Here is a 21,620-nt window from a genome sequence, read left to right as displayed (position 1 = left end):
TACACTCACATATGGGCGATTACCTACATATCATGCTTGTAGAGTGACTTCTAGGAGGTGTTATATAGTGAAAAAATTAATCGCGATTTTTTGCATCATGTTACTAGCTGTTTTTACTTTTGCTGCTTGTAGTAGTAAAAAAGAAAGTACGAAAGAACAAACTCAAAACATTCGCGTCGGCGAAGTTACCCATTCTCTCTTCTATGCCCCATTATATGTTGGGGTTGAAAAAGGATTTTTTAAAGATGAAGGACTAAATATTGACCTACAAACAACAGCTGGTGGCGATAAAACGATGACCGCCCTATTATCTGGCGGAATTGATATTGCTCTCGTCGGTTCTGAAACGTCTATTTACGTTCATCAACAAGGAGCGAAAGACCCTGTCATTAACTTTGCACAGCTTACACAAACAGATGGGACATTTTTAGTTTCACGTAAAAAACTAGACTCTTTTAATTGGAATGACGTAAAAGGTGTTACATTTTTAGGACAGCGTAAAGGCGGCATGCCGCAAATGGTTGGGGAATACGTTTTAAAGAAAAATGGCATTGATCCTCGTAAAGATACGAACTTAATTCAAAATATCGAGTTTGCTAATATTGCAAATGCCTTCGCATCTGGTACTGGAGAGTTTGTCCAGCTCTTTGAACCGACTGCAAGCATATTCGAAAAAGAAGGTAAAGGTTATATCGTCGCTTCATTCGGAAATGAATCTGGTACTGTTCCTTATACAACATTCATGGCAAAAGAAAGTTTCTTAAAGAAAGATAAAGCTGCTGCTGAAAAGTTCACACGTGCGCTCTATAAAGCACAGCAATGGGTTGATACACATAGTCCAGAAGAGATTGCTGATACTGTTTCCCCGCTATTTAAAGACACTTCAAAAGACATTACAGTAAAAGTAATTGAACGGTATAAAAAGCAACATTCTTATGCGACAAATCCACTATTAGATGCAGAAGAATGGAAACAGCTCCAAACGATTATGAAAGACGCTGGTGAATTACAAAAAGAAGTCCCACATGAAGCGCTCGTCAATACAAAAATTGCCGAAAGCGTTATTAAGAAATAGAGGCGAAGTGTATGAGTTTTTTGCAAATACGTAACGTTTCTCACTGTTTTTTTGCAAAAGAGAATGCCAAACTTATTCTTGAAGATATGAGCTTACAAGTGGAAGAAGGCGAATTTATTTCTATACTCGGTCCAAGTGGTTGCGGTAAAACAACGCTCCTCTCAATCATTGCTGGACTACTTGATCCAATTGACGGTATCGTCTTTTTAGATGGTGAACCGATTACAACGAAAACATCATCTATGGGATATATGTTGCAGCAAGATTACTTATTCCCGTGGAAAACGATTGAAGAAAATATTATGCTTGGACTTCATATTCGAAGGATTTATGATGAACAAATGAAAGAACATACTTTAAACCTTTTAAAGCAAGTCGGTCTACATGGGGTAGAAGGACAATATCCTCGTGAACTATCCGGCGGTATGCGTCAACGTGCCGCTCTCGTTCGAACGTTAGCAACTGATCCGAAAATTTTATTACTAGATGAACCATTCTCCGCACTCGATTATCAAACGAAATTAAAACTAGAAGAACTCGTTTTCAACTTACTAAATAAATATAAGAAAACATCACTACTTGTTACTCACGATATTGAAGAGGCGATTGCGATGAGTGATCGTATTTATTTACTGCAAGCGAATCCTGGAAAAATCGCGAAAATCTTTATCGTCCCGGAAAGTATCCGTTCTTTATCACCGTTAGAAGCACGCCATCACTACGATTTCCCAGCCCTCTTTCAAGATATATGGAAGGAGCTGGAACGACTTGGATAATATAAAACAACTACATGAACAATTTCGAAAGAAAGAACGCAGGCGTGCTTGGATTGCTCGCTCATTACAGCTTTTACTACTTATTCTTTTCTTTGCACTATGGGAAATAGCTAGCAAAAAAGAATGGATTGATCCTTTACTCTTTAGCTCTCCTTCGAGTATTTGGGATCTCTTCTTAACGAAATGGATCGACGGTTCACTTTGGGTCCACATATGGACGACATTGCTGGAAACAGGAGTAGGCTTCATTCTCGGAACGGTACTCGGTGCTATTATTGCCACGTTTCTTTGGTGGATGCCACTTCTAGCCCGCGTACTTGATCCTTACCTCGTCGTCCTAAATGCAATGCCAAAAGTTGCACTCGGTCCAATCATCATCGTTATTTTCGGTCCAAACATTTCATCTTCTATCGCAATGGGAGTAATCATTTCCATCATCATTACCATTCTCGTTATTTACAGTGCATTTCAAGAAGTCGATTCTAACTATATAAAAGTGATGGACACATTTGGCGCAAATAAATGGCAATGTTATAAGCAAGTCGTTCTCCCTGCATCCTTTCCAGCAATTATCTCAACGTTAAAAGTAAATGTTGGTTTATCCTGGGTTGGTGTTATTTTCGGAGAACTTCTCGTTTCCAAACAAGGACTTGGCTACTTAATTAGCTACGGATTCCAAGTCTTTAACTTCACACTCGTCTTACTTAGCGTACTACTCACATGTGTTCTTGCAACTCTTATGTATGTATTTGTTGAGGCATTTGAAAAAATTCTAATTGGAAAAAGAAAAAGAAGCTGACTCAAAACAGTGCGCTATAGTCAGCTTCTTTCTTTTACCTTTTATCACACATTTTCGTTTCATTTGTAATGTTTCCATCCGCAACCGTAACTGTATGGAAACAGTCTTTCACACGTACTGTAACGACATTATCTTTTCGATCTATCACATGATAATCATTAAACTTTTCATTCAAAGCACTACGAATTTGCTCCCCTTCAAAAATCGGAAAACCGTGAGACATTACCCAAATGAGACCAGCAACAGCAAGAATCGTTTTCATACGTTTCATTACCTCCTCGAGAGTAAACTTATAGTCCCTACAACACGCGCATTATAATTGTGTCTAAATTGTGACATTTTTATACTAATTCTCTTTTGTGCCTCCAGTTCCTTCTTCTTTTTGATAAAAATACAGAATTTTCAATTTTATCAACATAAAAAAACGCAAAGAATTAAAAATTCTTCACGCTTTTCTTTAACGAAACTATATCGAAAGCATAACTCACATTAGTCTCCACTTTGTTGTTCTATCGTTTTTGAAACATCATATAATCCCGACAGCACTTCCGCTCTCATTTTTACAAGCTCAGGGAACTGATAGAAGAAAGCAATTTTCTTATATTTTAACTCTGTTCCTTCTTTCACTTTTTTTGAATCTTGTAAAATGAACGCTGTAAATGTATCTGCGATATCTTCCGTTACATTTGTTGTTCCATATAGCGATACAAAATCATCATGCTTTTCTTTATAAAATTCAATTTGTGCCTCTTCACTTTCTTCTACTTTCTTTTCTGTCCACTCTTGCTCAATTGGTTTCCAAAATTCATTATAAAATTGGTTAATATACGAAGTTTTTCTCGCACATCCATTTTTCACGAACACCGTTTTACATTTATTTCGATACGATGAAATGTCTTTCTCTTCATCAAACGCCTCTAAATACTTTCTATCCACTGGTACTTGTTTATGTCCAATCGTTAATACGTGAGCCGTTTCATGAATTAATGTTTTCATCACTTCATCTATATTCACCCCAGAATCGAGCACGTCTAAACTAAGCAACCAATCTCTCGGGTCATCTATACTTGGCATGACATGGGCAACAACGCCATCATAACCATCCGTTATTAGACCAAATTCTGTTATATTCTCACGATATTTCACTGGGACGAGAGTGCGATACATGTCCCATAAGGTTTCATGATACTCTCTATCTTGTCGCTGACTTAACAAATCATCTTTTGCTACTTCGTCATCTGCAAAAACTTTATTCAATCTCTTACGATCCAATTTCTCAAAATAAGGATCTACAATTTCATCACCATCGATATAATAAGAAGCTAAAAAGAAATAATTGTCATCCTCTTCTTTTTTCTGTTCCGCCTCTTTCATATTCACACTTTCATACTCTTCTATGTCATAATCTTCTACTTTTTCAAGTTCTGAAAGTCCCTCTATCTTTTTATATACTTTTTGTAATGTTTTATCTCCTATTTGCGTACACTCTTCTTCTGTTTTACAAATTTCTTTTTCTTTCGTAACCTCGATAGCACTATCGCATCCTGCAACTAAACTGCTTGCTATAATACAACACACTAACTTGCCATACAATTTCTTCATACAATCCCCCATTATTCCATTCTACAAAATATCATAATCATTTTTTTACGAATATGCGATAATTAATTATAAAAACTGCAAGGAGGCTTCCCATGATTCGTGCAATCTTATTCGACTTAGATGGAACACTATTAGATCGGCGCCAATCTTTAGAACAATTTATTTGTGAGCAATATAATCGCTTCGCCTCACATTTGAAGAGTATAGAGAAATCAAAGTATTGTTCTCGATTTCTTGAACTCGATAATAATGGCTATACGTGGAAGGATAAAGTATATGCTACTCTCCTTTCCGAATACAACATTACTACTTTAACGCAAGAACAACTACTACACGACTATATTACAAACTTCCAACATCATTGTATTCCTTTCAAAAACACGCATGAACTACTTCAACAATTAAAACAGCGAAACATTAAAATTGGTATTATTACAAATGGTTTTACTGAATTTCAGATGAGCAACCTTCGAGCACTACATATACATACGTATACAAACACCATTCTCGTTTCAGAAGCTGAAGGAATTAAAAAACCTCATCCTGAAATTTTCGAACGTGCTTTGCAAAGACTAGATGTGAAGGCAGAAGAATGTCTTTATGTTGGAGATCATCCAGAAAACGATGTGCTTGGTTCTGAACAAGTAGGGATTCTTGGTGTTTGGAAAAAAGATTCGTTTTGGGGTGATTTTAAGCATTCACGTATCGTAGATGATTTGTTGGAGGTGCTTTCGTTTTTAGAGGTGGAGATAAAAATACAATAATAGTAATTAAATTATATCAACAATTTTCACAATATATTGATTTACCGACAAAAAATAATAAGAGGAGGCAGTTGTTCAAAAACGCCTCCTCTTATTATTCATATACTGTAAACTGCGGTTTACTCGGATGATCTTTTACTAGCGCATCATCTGGAAACTTTGAAACTTTTTGATATACGGCAATGTCGCCGATACACCCTGCTGTTAGTAGAATTCCTAAAAATGAGAGTGGCTCCAGATTCATAGCTAATCCCAATACAATTGGCAAAATTCCAGTTGGTAAAAACGGAAGCATTAACACTTTCTTCATTTGCTTTACTGTAACCGCCTGTTTAGAATGAGCATATGCAACACCTAATTTCCAATTAACGCCCCATTTTAGTTCACTCCACGGAACACCTCCGATATAACGAAAGCCAATTAAATGTATCGCTTCATGAATACAAACGAGAACAATCATTGCGATAATAAAAAGAAACATCGTTAATAATGTAACTTCGACTTGAACCCCACCTGAAAGAAATATATGCAAATAACCAATTCCAAACGACAAAGCAATTATTATAAAAAATAAAGAAAAGTTTAATTTAACCATCGAAACAGTAACAGTCGTTTCTTTTCTTTTATCCATCTTCCCCCTCCCAAAATGTAAATATATCTTTACAAAATTGTATAATATCCCCAAAATAATGTAAAGATATGTTTACATTTATTCTTACATACAAAAAAAGAAACCGGCTACTTTACTTCGTAAAACAGCCGATTTCTTCTATATGTTTCATCGTACGCGCTAATACGTCATCGCGCATTATAAAGCTAAATTTTCTATTCGTTTTAATGTTGTCAGGAATGTCTTTTAATAAAACAGACCCTTTCGTTTCTTCGTAATGCGTATGTTCTTCTACCGCACTAATTGTTGCAAAATAAATGTTTTTAATGATTATTTTGTCTTTTCCAGATACTTTGTATTGTCCTAAGTAAGTTAAATCAGAAACTATGCCGCCGGTTTCTTCATGAACCTCTCGAACTGCCGCTTCTTCCGGTGTTTCCCCTAGTTCTACTTTACCACCTGGAAATTCAAGACCGCGACGTAAATGATGCGTTAATAACCATTGATCCCCGTACCGGCATACAACCCAAACATGCTTTGGCTCAGGAGAAAATGGATAACGTTCAAACGATAATTGTACAGTGTTGTGGTAATAATCTTTAAATTTGTACATGCCATTACTCCCCTATTGATGGTTACAAGTTTTTCCTACCACAAATTGTAGCATATTCTCGCTTTTCTGCATAATATTATCCAATTACAATCCATTGATTATTCCCATTTGTGCGACTAATTCTTTCGTCTCATGATTTCCTAAATCGTAAATCATTTTATATGCTTTTTGTAGTTGTTCATCATATCGGTCATTATTTGAATCGTGATGATACTCAACAAATGGAACGTGGGAGCGTACAAATGACCCTAAATCTTCTACATATGCTTGATCAAAGTGCTCTCTTAATTCCGTAATTTCCTCATCATTTGCGGAAATCTCAAAATTATACGTATCCGCCGTCTTCACTTGTGAAATTTGACCGTTTCCTATTGATATATAATATGTTTTTTTCGTCTCCATGTAACACCCTTCTTTCATCCTTTTATTTTCTATTGTTTTCATCAATTACAAAATTATGTAAAATAAAGAAAAGGAGGGATTTTATGTTCAAAATATTAATTATCGGTATTATCATCGTCCTAATCATCCTCGTACTCTCCGTCATGACAATTAATAAAGGCTATGCTTATAAACATTCCGTCGATAAACTAGAAGACAATCCTTATACAAAAAAGAATAAGGAGAATTCCTAATATGCTTCGTATACTTCGCATCATAGTAGCACTCACTGTGATCGTTATGTCGGCAATTGGATTATATACAGGTCAAAATAATTCTTTACCTCTTTCACAATTTCTATTAGGGGCTTTAATGTTTCTCATCGCATTTGAACAAATAAAGAAAAGGGAATCAGCAACTGGACTTATTTGTATTATTGCCGGTGCTTTCATTTGGATTGTTCTCATTATTACCTACATAAAATAGAGGAGGTCTTTTATGCTAAAAGGGGGACGGATTACTTTATCACTTATTGCCTTATCTATAGCAATCTATGGATTTTTTACTGGTAATAGAGAAATAATCCCTTATATGTTCATCTTTTTAGGAGGTATGGCCCTCACCATAAGTTTAGAGGAAATATTAAAACAGCAAACAGGAGGTAGTGTGCTCGCTCTACTAGCAGGAGCCGCTGCTTTATTTATTGGTTTCACAGAAATATTCTAGTAAATGGTCTAAAGGGGGCTATACAATGCTAACTCTAACTATATTACGGATTTTTTTAGCATTTTTCATGCTTCTCTTACTCACTCTAAGCACTTATGTCCATTTTACCGATAATTTTTCACTTCTCCCATACGTACAATTTATTCTCAGTTGTTCCTTTATTCTTCTAGGAATTAATGAGTATCCCGTATTTTTTCGTTTCTAGTCTCATATTCTTCTTTTTAATATCAAACTCTTTCGCTACATGTAGAATAAAATTTCGATCAATTTAGCATTTATAATTATTTTCTCTCAGTAACTATTTCTTTCTACTTAAGGGGGATTCCATGTTAAAAAACATTCAAATTATAATCGCCACTATCGCTCTTTCTCTCGCCCTATTTAGCTTCTTTGCAAACTTCACTATTCTTTTACCTTACGTGTTTATCCTTTTAAGTATTATGTTTATCCTTTTTGGAATTGATGAAATGAAGAAACGGGAAAAAGCAAAAGCATTTGTTTATTTTCTCGGTTCTGCCTTTGTTTTATATGTTGGAGTATCTAATATATTTTCATAAAAAAGAAGAGTATGTTCGCTCTTAGTACAATAAAAAAACTGCCCTTTCACAGGCAGTTTTCCTTTTTATCCAAACACTTTCTCAAGTTCATCTTTATCTTGGCTTAACCAGAAGTTCATTAAGCGTTGTGCTCCTTCTAAATCGTGAAGCTTCGCTTGACCACATTGTGTTTCATTTGCAGCTGGAATTTCTGTAATTTGAACCGCATCTTTTAATGTTAGTTCTAATAAATCAATAATTTCTCGTACTGTCGGTGTTCCGCTTACTACAAGATAATATCCTGTTTGGCAGCCCATCGGTGAAATATCGATAATATCAAAGTGCGGATAACGATCAATATATTTACGTAAATTAAATGCTAATAAATGTTCTAACGTATGAATAACATCTGGTTTCATTGCTTGTTTATTCGGTTGGCAGAAACGAATATCGAATTTATTTACAATACCGTCACTACCTACATTGTGAACTCCGCAATGTCTTACATAAGGTGCCTTTACAATCGTATGATCTAATTCAAAGCTTTCTACTGATGGCATACAACATCTCTCCCGCTTTTAATTTAATTCCGTTATATCCAATATGATATAACGGAAATGCACATTAGTAAAGTATTATGTACAGTCGTGCTATAATACTTTAAGAATATGCTGAAAAGGAGACCGTTATGAAACAGATTTTTATTGGGATTATACGCTTTTATCAAAAATTCATTTCTCCGATGACACCACCAACATGCCGTTTTTATCCGACTTGTTCTCATTACGGATTAGAGGCGTTTCAAAAACATGGTGCATTCAAAGGCTTTTGGCTTACTTGTAAGCGTATATTAAAATGTCACCCTTTCCACCCGGGAGGATTTGATCCTGTCCCAGATAAAAAGGATGACAAAGTAAATTCTTAATTGTCGTAACCATTTACAACTAAATCTAATTTTCCTGTATCAGGATCTATAACAAGACCGTGAACAGGTACTTCTTCCGGAAGTAATGGGTGGTTGCGAAGTACTGATACGCTATGTTCTACACTTTCTTCCACACTAGAGAAACCGCGCAAGAATTGTTCTAAATCGATTCCAGAATAACGAAGCATATCTAATTTCTCTTCTGTTATACCGCGTTCTTTCATTTTCTCAATCGTACTGCTTGCTTGAATTTTTGCCATACCACAATCATGGTGACCAACTACACAAACTTCATCAGCGCCAAGTTCGTATACAGCGACTAAAATACTACGCATAATACTTCCAAATGGATGTGAAATAACAGCGCCTGCTACCTTAATAATTTTCACATCACCGTTACGCATATTCATCGCTTTCGGTAATAGTTCAACAAGTCGTGTATCCATACAAGAAATAATTACCATCTTTTTGTTTGGAAATTTCCCCGCTACAAACTCTTCATATTTTTTCTCTTCAACAAATTTCTCATTGTACTGCAAAATCTCTTCTAATGACTTCATAGTAAGGAACCCTCTTTTCTCTCATTTACACTACATAAATAGTGTACCAAAATATGAAAAACTCAAAAAGGATATCGCTTTATAGTAAAAATAAGATATTTTCAGATAATCGACATAATTCTTTCAAAATATACACACAGCTTTGTAACAAGTTTCACATACTTTAAACGTATTTTCACTATAAACTGATTGTAGATAATGTAAAAAAGGAGTGAATATTTATTATGTCCGACGTTCTGTTACTGAGTCGTTTTCAATTTGCAATTACTATTTTTTATCACTTTTTATTTGTACCTTTGACAATCGGACTTGTTATTTTGGTGGCATGTATGGAAACTCAATACGCCCGCACATTGAATCCAACATACCGCAAAATGGCAAATTTCTGGGGTAAATTATTTACAATTAACTTCGTAATGGGGATTATAACCGGGATTACAATGGAATTCCAATTTGGAACAAACTGGTCTGAGTACTCCAAATATATGGGAGACATTTTCGGATCACCTCTCGCAATCGAAGCACTTGTTGCCTTCTTCTTAGAATCTACTTTCATGGGAATATGGTTATTCGGTAAAGACAAAATTTCACCAAAGTTCCGTGCCTTCTGCATGTGGATGGTTGCACTTGGAACAAATATTTCCGCCCTTTGGATTATTACAGCAAACGGCTTTATGCAAAACCCTGTTGGCTACGTAGTACGTAACGGCCGCGCTGAATTAAATGATTTCTGGGCACTCGTTACGAATCCATATGCTTGGAATATGTTCTTCCATACTGTAGTTGGTTGTTATATTGTTGGTGCTTTCTTCGTTATGGCAATTAGTGCCTATCACTTATTACGTAAAAATGAAGTTGAATTCTTCAAAAAATCATTTAAGTTCGGCTTAATGTTAGGCTTATTCGCCGCAACAATTACACCGTTTATGGGACATCAATCTGGTGTATCAGCAGCTAAATATCAACCCGCAAAAGGAGCTGCGATGGAAGCAGTTTGGGAAACTGGAAAAGGACAAGGCTTCTCAATTGTTCAAATTCCTGATGTAAAAAATGAGAAGAACTTTGAATTCCTTACGATTCCAAAACTCGGAAGCTTCTTCTACACAAATTCATTTGATGGCGAAATTGTTGGTTTAAAAGATATTCCGAAAGATGAACGTCCAAATGTTAACCGCGTGTATTATAGCTTCCGCTTAATGGTTGCACTCGGTATGTTCTTTATGGCATTAACTTGGTATGGCTTCTATTTAAACCGAAAAGGAAAACTAGAAAACTCAAAACGTTATTTAAAAATTACAATATGGTCTGTCTTACTTCCTTATATTGCGATTAACGCAGGATGGATTGTCGCTGAAGTAGGTCGCCAACCATGGACAGTATATAAACTAATGCGTACAGCAGAATCTGTATCGCCTATATCTGTTCCACAAATTTGGTTCTCATTAATTAGTTTAATTTTATTCTACACTTTACTTTTAATCGCAGACGTATACTTAATGCTGAAGTTCGCGAAAAAAGGACCTGCCGCATTAGAAGAACCTGCTACTGAGGGAGGTGTGGCTCATGTCTCATGATATGCTTGCAATCATCTGGTTCGGTTTATGGGGCGTGATTTGGACAGTTTACTTCATTCTTGACGGGTATGCACTTGGTAACGGAATGATTTTTCCCTTCGTTACGAAAGACCGACAAGAACGAAATCAATTACAAGAAGCAATTGGCCCGTTCTGGGGCGGTAATGAAGTATGGTTAATTACAGCTGGTGGCGCAACATTTGCTGCCTTCCCAGTCACATATGCTAATATGTTTAGTTATTTATATACACCGTTATTCTTAGTATTACTTGCACTATTTGCTCGTGCCGCTGGACTGGAATTCATGCATAAAGATGATTCACCAATTTGGCAAAAAACTTGTAAATGGGCATTTGCAATTGGCAGTTTCTTAATCGCCTTTTTATTCGGTGTTACATTTGCTAACTTGTATTACGGACTACAAATCGGAAAAAATGGCTATGAAGGAAATTTACTTAGCTTACTAAACCATTACGGTATATTAGGTGGTCTTTTCTTCACTGCTATATTTGTCGTATCCGGTGCCCTTTGGGTCATGATTAAAACGACTGGTGAAGTATCTGATCGTGCTTATAAAATCGCAAGACCGTTTTCAATGGCTGCTGCTATCATTTTAGCTATTTTCTATGTAGCGACTGCTAATCGAACAAACTTATTCCAAAACTTTACGGAATATCCGGTACTATTCATTCTTCCAGTACTTGCAATGCTAATGAGTGTACTCGCACTAATTATGGTGTACAAACATAAAATTGGCCTTGCATTCACATTCGTTTGCCTAACAATCGCAATGTTTATGACAACTGGCTTTGCAGGTATGTTCCCAAGAATGTTACCATCTCGTATTAACGATGCATACAGTACAACGTTATACAACGCAGCCGGTAGTCAATTAAACTTAAAAATTATGTTCTTCGTTGCAATGGTCATGGTACCAATCGTTATTGGATATCAGCTTTGGAGCTACAGTATATTTAAAAATAAAATTCATAAAGACTCTACTAAAGGGTATCACTAAGGTAAAAAAAGACACTTCATTTGAAGTGTCTTTTTTATACGTATGATTTTCGATAAGATGTTATATTTCTAATCTAACAACTATACTACAGAAGAATCATTAACAGCTCACAGCTAGATTGTATCATAGGGCAACTTCATCATTTTATGCAATTTTACATACTGTACTATAAAGTAAACTGTATCCCCTGATCATTCGCATCATTATCCCATACATCAGCTGTACTAATCCCACTAAACGTTTGTACTTTCATTCCTGTATTTGATGATCCCGATCCATTATAAGCCTTCGTCTTTTCAATCGGCTGTACGTTATATTTGTCACCTACATTAATTGTTCCATTGCAGTTTTCAATAATAACACCTTCCACAACTGCCGGCATTTTGTCACCCACTTTCATTTCTTTACTTTTATTTTATGAAAATCGCCTAGAAAAATAGCATGTTTCAATAAGAAAAAGCACTCAATTTGAGTGCTTTTTCTTTAAGCATAAAGACAAGTTTGGAGACAGTTGACTTCTTCAAAATTTTATTAGGGGTAATATTTTGAAAAAGAAAGCCTTTCATATGTAGGGTAACACCACTGGAATATATAGTAAATTGATAATATTTATACGGAAGATTGCTAATGTTTAGTATAGATAGTTTACACTATGTTAACAGTGTAAACTATCTATACTAATAAAAAAAGGTGCCTTCAAAAAAGACACCTTTCAAAAACAGACACTATAAAACAGAATTATTTATTGTTATACGATTGTTAGATACAAAAAGTAGAGGGAAATGTTTGTATGAAATTCTGCTTTATAAAGTCTGTCTACAACTTATATTGTAATCCTCTTCATTTGAAAAAAATATAATATGCACAATTGCATACAAAAAGAAAAAGCACTCTACTGAGTGCCTTTTCAACCATTTTACTTTTAATATATCGCTTTGAATATATTGTAACATACGTATCTATATATTTTATTGAGAAAATTCAAAATCCTTTTTCTTTCATTTTCACTTATAAAATCATGTAATATAAAAGGTATGTCAAATTCTTATACAAGTTGAGGTGTACTATATTTATGATGTATTTCGGAATTATTCCTCTTATATTATTTATTATTTTTCTTATCTCATATTTAAAAGATCCGCGAAAAATAATAAACGGCTTTTTATTTAATGCCTTTATCTGTTTTTTCCTTCTTTTTTGTGTGATTGTATCATTGAACTCAGATAGTGATGTCCTACGCTACATTATATTTTTACCTTTTTTAGCACTTCTCATTATGCTTCCTTTCGGTATTGTTGCTTTAATGTTTGGGCTATTTCTTAATGCTAGAATTTTAATGAAGCGAGAAGGACGACGGTTCACTAACTGTTTAACACTCCTTGCTGCTTTAGGGATGTTATTCTTTATGTTACTCCCTATTATAAATCCAGCAAGTTTGGTTTCATCGCATTTAGAGCCTATTTTTGCAGCTATTTCTCTTATAAGCATATATTTCTTTATACACTTATCTAACTTCTTAAGTGCATATTTTTTATACCAATTCAACAGACCAAGACGTAATCAAGATTTCATCATCGTTCTTGGTAGCGGCTTAATTAATGATAAAGTACCACCTTTACTTGCAAGCCGCATTAATAAAGCGATTGACTTCTATTGGAAACAAGCCGCTGTTAATACACCACCAACAATTATTTTTTCTGGTGGACAAGGTCCAGATGAAGGTCTTCCAGAAGCGGAAGCGATGCAAAGTTACGCTGTTGAAAAAGGAATTCCTCTTGAACATACAGTCCAGGAAAATCGCTCTGTAAACACATATCAAAATATGCTGTTCTCTAAAGAAATTATGGATTCTTTAAAACCAGAAGGTAAATATAAAAGTATTTTTACAACGAATAATTTCCACCTTTTCCGTGCTGGTATATATGCAAGACAAGCCGGTCTTAATAGCCAAGGTATTGGATCAAAAACTGCATTTTATTACTGGCCTAACGCAATGATCCGTGAATATGTTGCGATTGTCGTAATGGGACGCAAGCGCCATATGAAAATATGTGGAACTATTTTAGGTTTCGCTTTATTCGTATCAGTACTTAGTTTTATATTTTCTTAATAGCATCCCATCCTTTGAAAGGATGGGATTTCTTATACTGATTTCAAAAATATTTTAAAGATAATATGGTGATAATATTCCCTGCATACATCCATTAAAGGAGAATTTTTTCAAATTAAATGTTAAAATAAAATTTAGGTGTGAATTACGTAACAAATAAGAAACTAGTTTGAAACGAGGAAATTACATGGAGAAAATTATCAAAAACAAGCCCAATAAGCTAAGAATTGCTTCAAAAGCTTTGATGATTATTATTGGGGCATTTATCACAGCGTACGGATTAGAAGCAGTATTAATTCCAAATAACGTATCAGACGGTGGTGTAACTGGTTTAAGTATCGTTAGTTCAAGATTATTTGGATTGCCATTAGGAGCTCTAATCGCAGTTATTAACATTCCTTTCGTTTGGTTAGGGTATAAGCAAATCGGTAAAAGCTTTGCGATTTATTCTATTATCGGAATTGCTTCATTAGCAGTAGGTACCGTTGTCATGCACGGAATACCAGCTATTATTGAAGGCGATACATTATTAGTTACAGTTGTTGGTGGTATTATCATCGGTTTTGGTATGGGACTAGCATTACGTAACGGTGGGGCATTAGATGGAATCGATATGCTTGCTGTATTGCTTTCTCGTAAGTTACCATTTGGAACGAGTGACCTTATTTTATTCTTAAACATGTTCGTATTTATTTTCGTATCAACGGTATTCGGCCTGCAAGGAGCTATCCTTTCGGCAATTGCTTACTTTATCGCTTCGAAAGTGATTCATATCGTTGAAGTTGGTTTAAGTGGTTCAAAAGCATTTAAAATTATTACAAAAGAGCCTGAATTAATGGTAGAAACAATTCGCGATCGTTTAGGCCGAAGTGCAACATATAACGAAGTATACGGTGGTTATTCAAGAGAGAAGTTTAAAGAAATTTCATGTGTAATTAACCGTTTAGAAGAAAGTAAAATGAAAGAACTTATTAATGAAATCGATCCACACGCCTTTATTACAGTTTATGACGTAGCAGAAGTAAAAGGCGGTAACTTTAAGAAACGTGATATTCATTAATCGTTATGAAAAAGAGGGTGTGCCAAAATTTTGGCACACCCTCTTTTTATTATTAAGTTGCTATCGTTGTCAGTTTTTGTCGGTAAGTCGATATATTTCAATAATCGCTGATATATTTTTACTTCCTCCCTTATGCCTAAATCGTACCACATGAGAGGAATTAATTCCCATAACAAAAAAAGACCAAAAAGCAAATTCCACTTTTCGGTCTCTACACTATCTTCTCTTCGTAATTTTTCCTGAACCACCGACCCTCGTTTTCGGAGGAGATGTATTCCTTGGCGGCGTTTTAATAGATGATTTTGGCTTCACATCTGATCCGCTTGAACCGCCTGGTGTTTTTGTAATTTTACCCTTGCTTCCAGTAGAAGGTGGGGGCGTCGTATTACTTCCTTTTTCAGTAATACTTCCCTTATCACCTACTGATGGTTTCGAATCTACATTATCGCCTCGCTTAATGATAGACCCTTTCCCTTCCTTCGTAATTGGAGGTGGGGTTTTCTTTTCTTCTTTTGTAGGTGGTCTCTCTGGAATAACTGGTTTATGATTTTGTCTATCGTTATATCCTCGATAATCACCGTATGATGATTTTCGTGAACCGAATATATCGTTTAATATGCTACCCATAATATATCCTTGCAAGAAGGACGGTTGGTAATTTTGACGGACAAATTCTTTATTACTTATTTCAATTAACGTATCAGATGGTTTCTCTTTATCCTTTTGCAGGTTATAAATCTTATCAGAATAAACGAGGAACATTTGATTTTCGTCTTCTTTAGATGCTTGCTGCGGTTCTCTTTCATTAATGAGTTCCTTTGCGACTTCAGGAACTGACCGATTGGCGGCCCTATACACGTAAGATTCTTGTTTACCTTCCTTGGCAACAGATTCAAGTGGATAACGGTCTTGAATCGACTTTGTCTGCCCGCCTTGACAACCTGATAAGGCATAACCAGCAACAACAAGTAATATAACGATAGCAAGTATAGGGATCACAAACGATTTAATCATGGTAAACAATCGGTTTGACATGATTACGCCCCCTTACGTTGCTCTTATAATTTGTACATCAGCAGGAATGATTGCTTCTCCCTCATACATCATTGTGCGACCATTTTGCCATTCAATACGCAATAATTTCCGATTATCTGATTGGAATTCCCATATATACTGTTCTTCTGAAGCTGAGAATGGAGTTTTTCCCATCACAACAACACGTCCGTTATATTGTTCTTCCATATGATACTCGGTATCATCCATTTCAATTGTCGTCGGAATTTCATCAATTGAATCTAAGCGACCATCAATTGGAGTATATAATTTGTAATACGTATTTTCTCGGTCTTCAATTTTTAAATAACGAATATCTTTTCCATCTTGCAATGTCAAAACAATTTCCTTACGCGAATGCATACTCGTTTTCCCAATTAATTCATACATAACTAATGAAACTTCAATCATATCGCCAGGAGCTAACGTTAAAAGACTCTTTTCCGGCTTCGGTGGCTCTGGGCTTTTCATTATATTTTTAATTCGTTTAAATAAACTCATGATCTACCCCTCCTTTTCTCTTTATAAACAAGCACCTAAAATTAGTGCACCAACAATATGTAATGATCCGGCTAACATCGCATGTGCAACGCTACCTTCTTTCGTACCTTCTTCTAAATCAAGACCAGACATTTTCTTTAATACGAATTCGATAAACATTTCTACCACTAATAAAATAACGAAAGAAACTGCTGATGCAAGAAGTGCTTGCCATAAATCATTTGCTTTCGTTATCGATTGAGATAAAATGTACCCTTGTGCAAATAATTTCATAATAAAACGAGTTGTTACAGCTGTATTTCCATTTTTGATTTCTTTTAAATCATTGTATTTTGTAAAAATTGAATCAACCCACATAATTGCAAATAAAAGTACTGCACTCGCTCCAGTCCATACAAGCATGGCAACTACATTCATCCATGTCATTGCAAAACCTCCTCTAAAATATAATAGAAAACCGACATGAATATATTTAGACATGTCGGTTCATTTGTCTTTATTCTATATTATTTCTCATACTGCTTCATAATACGAGCTAATTCATCGTCAACAGCAGAATTTTTGCTTAAGCTTGCGAATTCATCATCTAATGACTTTTCTTTCTTATAAACTTCACCGCTTGCTTCCGCTTCAGCCTCTAATTGAAGAGCTTTCTCTTCCATACGGCTTAAACCAGCTTTTGCTGAGTTTGAATCAAATCCAGACATCGCCTGATTAATATTCTTTTGTGCTTTCGCCGCATTTACACGCGCTACAAGTGTTTCACGTTTATTTTTCAGTTCATTTAATTGCTTACGCATTTCTTCTAGCTTTAGGCGCAGGTTATCAGCAGCAGCTTTATTTTGCTCGTAGCTTGCTTTATACTCATTCATTTTTTGCTCTGCATTTTGTTTTTCTTCTAATGCACGACGCGCAAGATCTAAGTTATTAGCTTGAACAGCCGTATGAGCCTGCTCTTCACGTTTTTTCACAAGTGCTTCTTGCTCTTCAAATAATATTTTGAATTTCTTCTCAAGTGCGATTTGAGCTGCTACACTTTTCTCAGCCTCTTGTACATCGGCTTGCATATCGCGTAAATATTGATCAGTCATCTTAACTGGATCTTCCGCTTTTTCAATTAACGAATACACATTTGACATTGTTAAATCTCTTAATCGTTTAAATACAGACATCTAAATTCCTCCTATGATATACCTCATACTTCAAATTCACTACTTGGAAAACTGAAAAATCTCCCTTTACAGTAAAGAATATTCATTTTACAGCCTATGTGTTTATTATAACAAAACTAATATGTCCTTACATGTTATTTCCAAAATACATCCATTATAATATGACATTCTATATACAATATTGTATTTCTAATATATTCTCATTATCCCTCTTTGGAATTAACTTACTTTTGTGCAATTTCACTAAATTACATAAGTGTAATGTTACTGTAAGCTAACTCGATAGTTGCATTCCGATATTTCTTATACACTAATACCAGAAGCAACAAACAAGCTTCTTCACATGTAAGCACTAATACAAAAATTGTATTTACTATAAAACATATAAAAGGAGAAATCATCATGAAAAAATTAGTAGGAATCGGATTAGCAGCAGCAATTTCACTTGGAGCATTATCAGGTTGTTCTTTATTAGGAGAGAAAGCGAACGGCTTTGTACTGTACGGATCAGAAGAACAAGTTCAGCAAATTACAGATAAAAACAAAAAAGAAGTGAAAGAAAAAGACTTCTATAAAATGAAAATGACAACATTAGATGGTAAAAAAGTTCTTGTAATGGATAAGAAAACTGGTGAAGAACTAGTGAAAAAAGAGTTACTTAGCAAAGTTGATGAAAAAGACAACACGAAACCACTTGATAAATTACCAGCTGTAACAACAGAACAAGGTGTATTATTTGCAAAAGAAAAAGTAGAAAATGCTGCACTTGATGGGGCAAAATTAAAATATGAAGGCAACACAATTATCGGAAGTGGTCGTGCATATACAGATATGTATGCGATTGTCGATGACGCAACTTACAGCAATGTAAAAGGTGATGAAAAATCTGTAGGTGTATTAAAATTTGATAAAGACCCAAGTAAAGAATTTCCTGGTTACAAAGGCGTAGAAGCTTCTCAACTTGTAAAAATTAAAAAGTAAAACAAAAAAGCTTTGCGAAATTCGCAAAGCTTTTTTCTATTTATTATGAGCAATTTGCTCCATATCCGGGCTACAAGTTTGCGACTGACATGACTTATTTAAAGAACATGCCGCGCATTTTCCTTTTTTACTTCTCTTTACAAAATTAACTAACGTATATGCTGCATAACCAAAAATGATAGCTCCAATTATAATATTGACCATCATCACAATACATCTCCTTCTAGAATCCGAGTAAGGATCCAACTTGGTATATAATGAGCGTTAATACATAAGCAACTACGAGTGGATAAACGACTGAGAAAATCGTCCACTTCGCTGATCCTGTTTCACGTTTAATAACAGCTACCGTCGCTAAACACGGAACATATAATAAAATAAAGAACATAAATGCATAAGCTGATAATGCTGTATAATGTGCTCCCATTACATTTCCAAGCACATCTTCTTTAACTGCATAAATAATTGCCATTGTAGAAACGACAACTTCCTTCGCTAAAAATCCTGTTAAAAGGGATGCTGCAGCTTGCCACGTTCCGAAGCCGAGTGGTGCAAATAATGGTGCGATAAATCCACCAATCATCGCTAAGTAGCTATCTCCCATATCAACGCCGAATCCTGATGGACCTGCATAGTTTAATAACCAAATAACAACCGAACCACCAAAGATGAATGTACCAGCTTTACGAACAAATCCCTTTCCTTTCTCCCACGTGCTTAGCCATAATGTTTTTGCTTGTGGCACACGGTAAGGCGGTAATTCAATTACGAAAATAGACTTTTCCGCTTTCAAAATTGTAAGAGACATAATTTTTGTAACTAATAACGCAAGAACAATCCCTGCAACATATAAAGAAAATACAACAGTCGCCTGACTATGCGGGAAAAATACGCCCGCAAATAATGCATATACAGGTAATCGTGCTGAACAAGACATAAATGGTGTTACTAAAATGGTAAGTAAACGTTCTTTTTCCTGTTCAATCGTTCTCGCAGCCATGATACCTGGAACGTTACATCCAAAACCGATAATCATCGGAATAAAAGCTTTTCCGTTTAAGCCGAAAAACTCCATAATTCTATCCATAACAACTGCAATTCGCGCCATATACCCTGAGTCTTCTAATAATGAAATAAAAAAGAATAGTGCAAAGATTTGTGGTACGAATACTAATACAGCACCAACACCGGCAATAATACCTTCTGTAACTAGTGCTTGAATAAAATCAGAAGCTCCAATACTTGTAAGTCCAGCCGTCACCCAATCCGTAAGCTGGCCACCAAAAAACTCATCTAACATATCCGATAAAGGTGTACCAATCCACGTAAACGTAACCTGAAAAATAAAAAACATAACTGCTAAAAAGATTGGAAGTCCTAAAATTTTATGTGTAATTAATCTATCAATTTTTTCTGAAAAAGGAATTTTTCCTTCTTTCTCATGCTTCATAACATTTGTTTTTAACTTTTCAATATACGCTTCACGAGTTTTGTAAATGTGCTCTTCTAACGTACAATCAAGTCTTCCTTCTAAGCGAGATCGAATGGCTATGAGTTCCTTATAAATTGGTAATGCTTTCATTTCTTTTTCTACTACTTCGTTATTGCTTAAAAATTGAAGTGCTAACCATCTCGGATGCTCGTAATTCGCTGTCTCTAAAAGAGCAATTACTTCTCCAATTCCTTCATCCATTTGTACACCATATGAAATAAGGAATGGCTTTTTCTCTTTTTTGTCATTTTCTTTAAGAGTCGTAAGCAGTTCTTCACAGCCTTTTCCACTTCTTGCAACAACAGGAACGACTGTTACACCTAATAGCTCTGATAATTGTTTTACATCAATGACAATTCCTCTTTGCTTCGCCACATCAACCATGTTTAAACCAATTGAGACTGGCTTACCAAATTCAAGTAACTGCAACGTTAAATGCATATTTCTTTCAAACTGCGAGGAATCTACGATATTTAACATATGATTAAATTCTTCTGTTAATAGAAAGTTTGTTACAACACCTTCATCACGTGAAACTGGATTTAAATCATACACACCTGGCAAATCAATTAATGTTCCTTGTCTATCTTTTAATTTACCAATCTTCTTTTCTACTGTTACACCGCTCCAGTTTCCTACGTATTCATAAGAACCAGTAAGTGCATTAAATAATGATGTCTTCCCTGTATTCGGATTCCCTAGCAAAGCTACCTTATTCACGCTAATTCCACCTTTATCATTTTCGCGTCACAATGACGAATACTAATTAACTGTCCACGACACTCCAATGTACAAGGACCTTTGAACATCGCTTTCTGTTTCAGGCGAAGTTCGCTTCCTTCAGCAAGACCGAAAGCAGCTAGTCTACGCTTTAATAGCTGATCTAAAGACTGAATACTTTTTACTAACACTTTCTCTCCAATTTTAATATCTACTAAGCTCATAACCTTCCCCCTCAGAAGAGAATGATAATTATTTTCAAAAAAATTATACCACACCCAATTTCTCTTGTACTATACCCTTTTGCTTCATATTTATTAACATTTCGCTACAATTCTATTTCAATTATTGTCATACTGTATTCGTTTGCCATTCTCATCCATTTCGCTTACAATAAACAATAACAAATAAAGAATTTCGTTATCACTGGGGGAGCCATGCCGCTGAGAGGGAACACTTCGTTCCGACCCTTCGAACCTGTTAGTTAATGCTAACGCAGGGATTGTGCAAACGTCCGAAATACATACCTCATTTTTATTTACGTATTTCGTATCCTCCTATGATATCTATTC

The 21,620-nt window shown here is 35.2% G+C and carries 29 protein-coding genes and 1 riboswitch; of the genes, 14 read left to right on the top strand and 15 right to left on the bottom strand.

The genetic code is table 11. The features are described from left to right. Positions 1-67 precede the first annotated feature (67 nt). Genes ACTFR3_RS24285 through ACTFR3_RS24275 form a run of 3 tightly spaced genes read left to right on the top strand, consistent with a single transcriptional unit; the run spans position 68 to position 2,650 of the window. Entirely contained in the window at positions 68-1,075 is a 1,008-nt protein-coding gene (locus ACTFR3_RS24285) for an ABC transporter substrate-binding protein (protein WP_440044869.1), read from the top strand. A gap of 11 nt (positions 1,076-1,086) precedes the next feature. Further along, the gene (locus ACTFR3_RS24280; protein ID WP_000009033.1) at positions 1,087-1,851 is read left to right on the top strand and encodes an ABC transporter ATP-binding protein; all 765 of its coding nucleotides are present in this window, start codon (positions 1,087-1,089) and stop codon (positions 1,849-1,851) included. After that, entirely contained in the window at positions 1,844-2,650 is an 807-nt protein-coding gene (locus ACTFR3_RS24275; protein WP_000368771.1) for an ABC transporter permease, read from the top strand. Before ACTFR3_RS24280 ends, ACTFR3_RS24275 begins: the two co-directional genes overlap by 8 nt. A gap of 34 nt (positions 2,651-2,684) precedes the next feature. Here ACTFR3_RS24275 and ACTFR3_RS24270 read toward each other — a convergent pair whose 3' ends face one another. Together ACTFR3_RS24270 and ACTFR3_RS24265 are read right to left on the bottom strand one after the other, a co-directional pair. Then, positions 2,685-2,912, bottom strand: coding sequence for a hypothetical protein (locus ACTFR3_RS24270; RefSeq protein WP_000849112.1), 228 nt, complete (start codon positions 2,910-2,912; stop codon positions 2,685-2,687). 227 nt (positions 2,913-3,139) lie between these two features. Beyond that, on the bottom strand, positions 3,140-4,252 hold the full coding sequence (locus ACTFR3_RS24265; protein ID WP_440044868.1) for a recombinase family protein: 1,113 nt from the start codon (positions 4,250-4,252) through the stop codon (positions 3,140-3,142). Positions 4,253-4,344: 92 nt separating this feature from the next. Between ACTFR3_RS24265 and ACTFR3_RS24260 the strand changes: the two genes are divergently transcribed. Then, positions 4,345-5,016 carry an HAD family hydrolase gene (locus tag ACTFR3_RS24260; protein WP_000617252.1) on the top strand — a complete coding sequence of 224 codons (672 nt, stop codon included), beginning with the start codon at positions 4,345-4,347 and terminating at the stop codon, positions 5,014-5,016. A gap of 94 nt (positions 5,017-5,110) precedes the next feature. On the opposite strand, the gene ACTFR3_RS24255 is transcribed toward ACTFR3_RS24260, so the two are convergent. From ACTFR3_RS24255 to ACTFR3_RS24245, 3 genes are all read right to left on the bottom strand, one after another. Further along, positions 5,111-5,647, bottom strand: a complete 537-nt coding sequence (locus ACTFR3_RS24255) for a DUF3267 domain-containing protein (RefSeq protein ID WP_000361288.1) — start codon at positions 5,645-5,647, stop codon at positions 5,111-5,113. 112 nt (positions 5,648-5,759) lie between these two features. Next, complete coding sequence (mutTA, locus tag ACTFR3_RS24250; protein WP_000276385.1) at positions 5,760-6,239, bottom strand: antimutator 8-oxo-(dGTP/GTP)ase; 480 nt, start codon at positions 6,237-6,239, stop codon at positions 5,760-5,762. 84 nt (positions 6,240-6,323) lie between these two features. Then, positions 6,324-6,641 carry a hypothetical protein gene (locus ACTFR3_RS24245; RefSeq protein ID WP_000448409.1) on the bottom strand — a complete coding sequence of 106 codons (318 nt, stop codon included), beginning with the start codon at positions 6,639-6,641 and terminating at the stop codon, positions 6,324-6,326. Between the two features lie 83 nt (positions 6,642-6,724). Here ACTFR3_RS24245 and ytzI point away from each other — a divergent pair, with 83 nt between their 5' ends. From ytzI to ACTFR3_RS24225, 4 genes are all read left to right on the top strand, one after another. Then, positions 6,725-6,874, top strand: coding sequence for a YtzI protein (ytzI, locus tag ACTFR3_RS24240; RefSeq protein ID WP_000472794.1), 150 nt, complete (start codon positions 6,725-6,727; stop codon positions 6,872-6,874). A 1-nt stretch (position 6,875) separates the two neighbouring features. Further along, positions 6,876-7,106: a DUF3953 domain-containing protein gene (locus ACTFR3_RS24235; RefSeq protein WP_000944458.1), complete on the top strand. Its 231-nt coding sequence runs from the start codon at positions 6,876-6,878 to the stop codon at positions 7,104-7,106. Positions 7,107-7,118: 12 nt separating this feature from the next. Continuing rightward, positions 7,119-7,346, top strand: a complete 228-nt coding sequence (locus tag ACTFR3_RS24230; RefSeq protein WP_000911650.1) for a DUF3953 domain-containing protein — start codon at positions 7,119-7,121, stop codon at positions 7,344-7,346. A 326-nt stretch (positions 7,347-7,672) separates the two neighbouring features. Next, positions 7,673-7,903 carry a YczI family protein gene (locus ACTFR3_RS24225; protein ID WP_000916668.1) on the top strand — a complete coding sequence of 77 codons (231 nt, stop codon included), beginning with the start codon at positions 7,673-7,675 and terminating at the stop codon, positions 7,901-7,903. Between the two features lie 65 nt (positions 7,904-7,968). On the opposite strand, the gene luxS is transcribed toward ACTFR3_RS24225, so the two are convergent. Next, the gene (gene luxS / locus ACTFR3_RS24220; protein WP_001141371.1) at positions 7,969-8,442 is read right to left on the bottom strand and encodes an S-ribosylhomocysteine lyase LuxS; all 474 of its coding nucleotides are present in this window, start codon (positions 8,440-8,442) and stop codon (positions 7,969-7,971) included. Between the two features lie 128 nt (positions 8,443-8,570). Between luxS and yidD the strand changes: the two genes are divergently transcribed. Continuing rightward, on the top strand, positions 8,571-8,807 hold the full coding sequence (yidD, locus tag ACTFR3_RS24215; RefSeq protein ID WP_000809330.1) for a membrane protein insertion efficiency factor YidD: 237 nt from the start codon (positions 8,571-8,573) through the stop codon (positions 8,805-8,807). On the opposite strand, the gene ACTFR3_RS24210 is transcribed toward yidD, so the two are convergent. Beyond that, a complete protein-coding gene (locus ACTFR3_RS24210; protein WP_000838159.1) occupies positions 8,804-9,367 on the bottom strand; it encodes a beta-class carbonic anhydrase in 564 nt (187 codons plus the stop codon). The two genes, yidD and ACTFR3_RS24210, sit on opposite strands and share 4 nt — an antisense overlap. 224 nt (positions 9,368-9,591) lie before the next feature. Here ACTFR3_RS24210 and cydA point away from each other — a divergent pair, with 224 nt between their 5' ends. Both cydA and cydB read left to right on the top strand, forming a co-directional pair. After that, a complete protein-coding gene (gene cydA / locus ACTFR3_RS24205; RefSeq protein WP_440044867.1) occupies positions 9,592-10,941 on the top strand; it encodes a cytochrome ubiquinol oxidase subunit I in 1,350 nt (449 codons plus the stop codon). Further along, on the top strand, positions 10,931-11,959 hold the full coding sequence (gene cydB / locus ACTFR3_RS24200) for a cytochrome d ubiquinol oxidase subunit II (RefSeq protein WP_440044866.1): 1,029 nt from the start codon (positions 10,931-10,933) through the stop codon (positions 11,957-11,959). Before cydA ends, cydB begins: the two co-directional genes overlap by 11 nt. Before the next feature lie 166 nt (positions 11,960-12,125). On the opposite strand, the gene ACTFR3_RS24195 is transcribed toward cydB, so the two are convergent. Further along, the gene (locus tag ACTFR3_RS24195; protein WP_002001299.1) at positions 12,126-12,359 is read right to left on the bottom strand and encodes a spore germination protein; all 234 of its coding nucleotides are present in this window, start codon (positions 12,357-12,359) and stop codon (positions 12,126-12,128) included. 672 nt (positions 12,360-13,031) lie between these two features. Here ACTFR3_RS24195 and ACTFR3_RS24190 point away from each other — a divergent pair. Then, a complete protein-coding gene (locus ACTFR3_RS24190; protein ID WP_000990094.1) occupies positions 13,032-14,069 on the top strand; it encodes a YdcF family protein in 1,038 nt (345 codons plus the stop codon). Between the two features lie 187 nt (positions 14,070-14,256). Further along, complete coding sequence (locus ACTFR3_RS24185) at positions 14,257-15,129, top strand: YitT family protein (RefSeq protein WP_000411246.1); 873 nt, start codon at positions 14,257-14,259, stop codon at positions 15,127-15,129. 216 nt (positions 15,130-15,345) lie between these two features. Here the strand turns inward: ACTFR3_RS24185 and ACTFR3_RS24180 are convergent, their stop codons facing one another. From ACTFR3_RS24180 to ACTFR3_RS24165, 4 genes are all read right to left on the bottom strand, one after another. Further along, a complete protein-coding gene (locus ACTFR3_RS24180; RefSeq protein WP_000071199.1) occupies positions 15,346-16,164 on the bottom strand; it encodes a DUF4247 domain-containing protein in 819 nt (272 codons plus the stop codon). Positions 16,165-16,176: 12 nt separating this feature from the next. After that, on the bottom strand, positions 16,177-16,683 hold the full coding sequence (locus tag ACTFR3_RS24175) for a DUF4178 domain-containing protein (RefSeq protein WP_000051745.1): 507 nt from the start codon (positions 16,681-16,683) through the stop codon (positions 16,177-16,179). A 21-nt stretch (positions 16,684-16,704) separates the two neighbouring features. Next, positions 16,705-17,109 carry a DUF350 domain-containing protein gene (locus ACTFR3_RS24170; protein WP_000220087.1) on the bottom strand — a complete coding sequence of 135 codons (405 nt, stop codon included), beginning with the start codon at positions 17,107-17,109 and terminating at the stop codon, positions 16,705-16,707. An 80-nt stretch (positions 17,110-17,189) separates the two neighbouring features. Then, a complete protein-coding gene (locus ACTFR3_RS24165; protein WP_000110291.1) occupies positions 17,190-17,855 on the bottom strand; it encodes a PspA/IM30 family protein in 666 nt (221 codons plus the stop codon). A gap of 402 nt (positions 17,856-18,257) precedes the next feature. Here ACTFR3_RS24165 and ACTFR3_RS24160 point away from each other — a divergent pair, with 402 nt between their 5' ends. Beyond that, positions 18,258-18,836, top strand: a complete 579-nt coding sequence (locus ACTFR3_RS24160; RefSeq protein WP_000737501.1) for a lipoprotein BA_5634 family protein — start codon at positions 18,258-18,260, stop codon at positions 18,834-18,836. Positions 18,837-18,872: 36 nt separating this feature from the next. On the opposite strand, the gene ACTFR3_RS24155 is transcribed toward ACTFR3_RS24160, so the two are convergent. Genes ACTFR3_RS24155 through ACTFR3_RS24145 form a run of 3 tightly spaced genes read right to left on the bottom strand, consistent with a single transcriptional unit; the run spans position 18,873 to position 21,272 of the window. Then, positions 18,873-19,043 carry a FeoB-associated Cys-rich membrane protein gene (locus tag ACTFR3_RS24155; protein WP_000989598.1) on the bottom strand — a complete coding sequence of 57 codons (171 nt, stop codon included), beginning with the start codon at positions 19,041-19,043 and terminating at the stop codon, positions 18,873-18,875. A 16-nt stretch (positions 19,044-19,059) separates the two neighbouring features. Next, positions 19,060-21,048, bottom strand: a complete 1,989-nt coding sequence (gene feoB, locus ACTFR3_RS24150) for a ferrous iron transport protein B (protein WP_001044799.1) — start codon at positions 21,046-21,048, stop codon at positions 19,060-19,062. Then, positions 21,045-21,272: a FeoA family protein gene (locus ACTFR3_RS24145; RefSeq protein ID WP_000060512.1), complete on the bottom strand. Its 228-nt coding sequence runs from the start codon at positions 21,270-21,272 to the stop codon at positions 21,045-21,047. Before ACTFR3_RS24145 ends, feoB begins: the two co-directional genes overlap by 4 nt. A 194-nt stretch (positions 21,273-21,466) precedes the next feature. Beyond that, positions 21,467-21,568: riboswitch (TPP riboswitch) on the top strand. The last annotated feature ends 52 nt before the right edge of the window (positions 21,569-21,620 follow it).

The sequence above is a fragment of the Bacillus cereus group sp. MYBK14-1 genome, from assembly GCF_051916885.1.
Lineage (GTDB): Bacteria > Bacillota > Bacilli > Bacillales > Bacillaceae_G > Bacillus_A > Bacillus_A cereus.
The sequence above is the reverse complement of the archived record's forward strand: the minus strand, read 5'-3'. Positions and strand labels throughout refer to the sequence as shown.

What these genes read in the sequence shown, in the direction of transcription:
- ACTFR3_RS24280 (WP_000009033.1), top strand. Translation starts at nt 1,087, where the DNA reads ATGAGTTTTTTGCAAATACGTAACGTTTCTCACTGTTTTTTTGCAAAA.
- ACTFR3_RS24270 (WP_000849112.1), bottom strand. Translation starts at nt 2,912, where the DNA reads ATGAAAACGATTCTTGCTGTTGCTGGTCTCATTTGGGTAATGTCTCAC.
- ACTFR3_RS24265 (WP_440044868.1), bottom strand. Translation starts at nt 4,252, where the DNA reads ATGAAGAAATTGTATGGCAAGTTAGTGTGTTGTATTATAGCAAGCAGT.
- ACTFR3_RS24260 (WP_000617252.1), top strand. Translation starts at nt 4,345, where the DNA reads ATGATTCGTGCAATCTTATTCGACTTAGATGGAACACTATTAGATCGG.
- ACTFR3_RS24255 (WP_000361288.1), bottom strand. Translation starts at nt 5,647, where the DNA reads ATGGATAAAAGAAAAGAAACGACTGTTACTGTTTCGATGGTTAAATTA.
- mutTA (WP_000276385.1), bottom strand. Translation starts at nt 6,239, where the DNA reads ATGTACAAATTTAAAGATTATTACCACAACACTGTACAATTATCGTTT.
- ACTFR3_RS24245 (WP_000448409.1), bottom strand. Translation starts at nt 6,641, where the DNA reads ATGGAGACGAAAAAAACATATTATATATCAATAGGAAACGGTCAAATT.
- ytzI (WP_000472794.1), top strand. Translation starts at nt 6,725, where the DNA reads ATGTTCAAAATATTAATTATCGGTATTATCATCGTCCTAATCATCCTC.
- ACTFR3_RS24235 (WP_000944458.1), top strand. Translation starts at nt 6,876, where the DNA reads ATGCTTCGTATACTTCGCATCATAGTAGCACTCACTGTGATCGTTATG.
- ACTFR3_RS24230 (WP_000911650.1), top strand. Translation starts at nt 7,119, where the DNA reads ATGCTAAAAGGGGGACGGATTACTTTATCACTTATTGCCTTATCTATA.
- ACTFR3_RS24225 (WP_000916668.1), top strand. Translation starts at nt 7,673, where the DNA reads ATGTTAAAAAACATTCAAATTATAATCGCCACTATCGCTCTTTCTCTC.
- luxS (WP_001141371.1), bottom strand. Translation starts at nt 8,442, where the DNA reads ATGCCATCAGTAGAAAGCTTTGAATTAGATCATACGATTGTAAAGGCA.
- yidD (WP_000809330.1), top strand. Translation starts at nt 8,571, where the DNA reads ATGAAACAGATTTTTATTGGGATTATACGCTTTTATCAAAAATTCATT.
- ACTFR3_RS24210 (WP_000838159.1), bottom strand. Translation starts at nt 9,367, where the DNA reads ATGAAGTCATTAGAAGAGATTTTGCAGTACAATGAGAAATTTGTTGAA.
- cydA (WP_440044867.1), top strand. Translation starts at nt 9,592, where the DNA reads ATGTCCGACGTTCTGTTACTGAGTCGTTTTCAATTTGCAATTACTATT.
- cydB (WP_440044866.1), top strand. Translation starts at nt 10,931, where the DNA reads ATGTCTCATGATATGCTTGCAATCATCTGGTTCGGTTTATGGGGCGTG.
- ACTFR3_RS24195 (WP_002001299.1), bottom strand. Translation starts at nt 12,359, where the DNA reads ATGAAAGTGGGTGACAAAATGCCGGCAGTTGTGGAAGGTGTTATTATT.
- ACTFR3_RS24190 (WP_000990094.1), top strand. Translation starts at nt 13,032, where the DNA reads ATGATGTATTTCGGAATTATTCCTCTTATATTATTTATTATTTTTCTT.
- ACTFR3_RS24185 (WP_000411246.1), top strand. Translation starts at nt 14,257, where the DNA reads ATGGAGAAAATTATCAAAAACAAGCCCAATAAGCTAAGAATTGCTTCA.
- ACTFR3_RS24180 (WP_000071199.1), bottom strand. Translation starts at nt 16,164, where the DNA reads ATGTCAAACCGATTGTTTACCATGATTAAATCGTTTGTGATCCCTATA.
- ACTFR3_RS24175 (WP_000051745.1), bottom strand. Translation starts at nt 16,683, where the DNA reads ATGAGTTTATTTAAACGAATTAAAAATATAATGAAAAGCCCAGAGCCA.
- ACTFR3_RS24170 (WP_000220087.1), bottom strand. Translation starts at nt 17,109, where the DNA reads ATGACATGGATGAATGTAGTTGCCATGCTTGTATGGACTGGAGCGAGT.
- ACTFR3_RS24165 (WP_000110291.1), bottom strand. Translation starts at nt 17,855, where the DNA reads ATGTCTGTATTTAAACGATTAAGAGATTTAACAATGTCAAATGTGTAT.
- ACTFR3_RS24160 (WP_000737501.1), top strand. Translation starts at nt 18,258, where the DNA reads ATGAAAAAATTAGTAGGAATCGGATTAGCAGCAGCAATTTCACTTGGA.
- ACTFR3_RS24155 (WP_000989598.1), bottom strand. Translation starts at nt 19,043, where the DNA reads ATGATGGTCAATATTATAATTGGAGCTATCATTTTTGGTTATGCAGCA.
- ACTFR3_RS24145 (WP_000060512.1), bottom strand. Translation starts at nt 21,272, where the DNA reads ATGAGCTTAGTAGATATTAAAATTGGAGAGAAAGTGTTAGTAAAAAGT.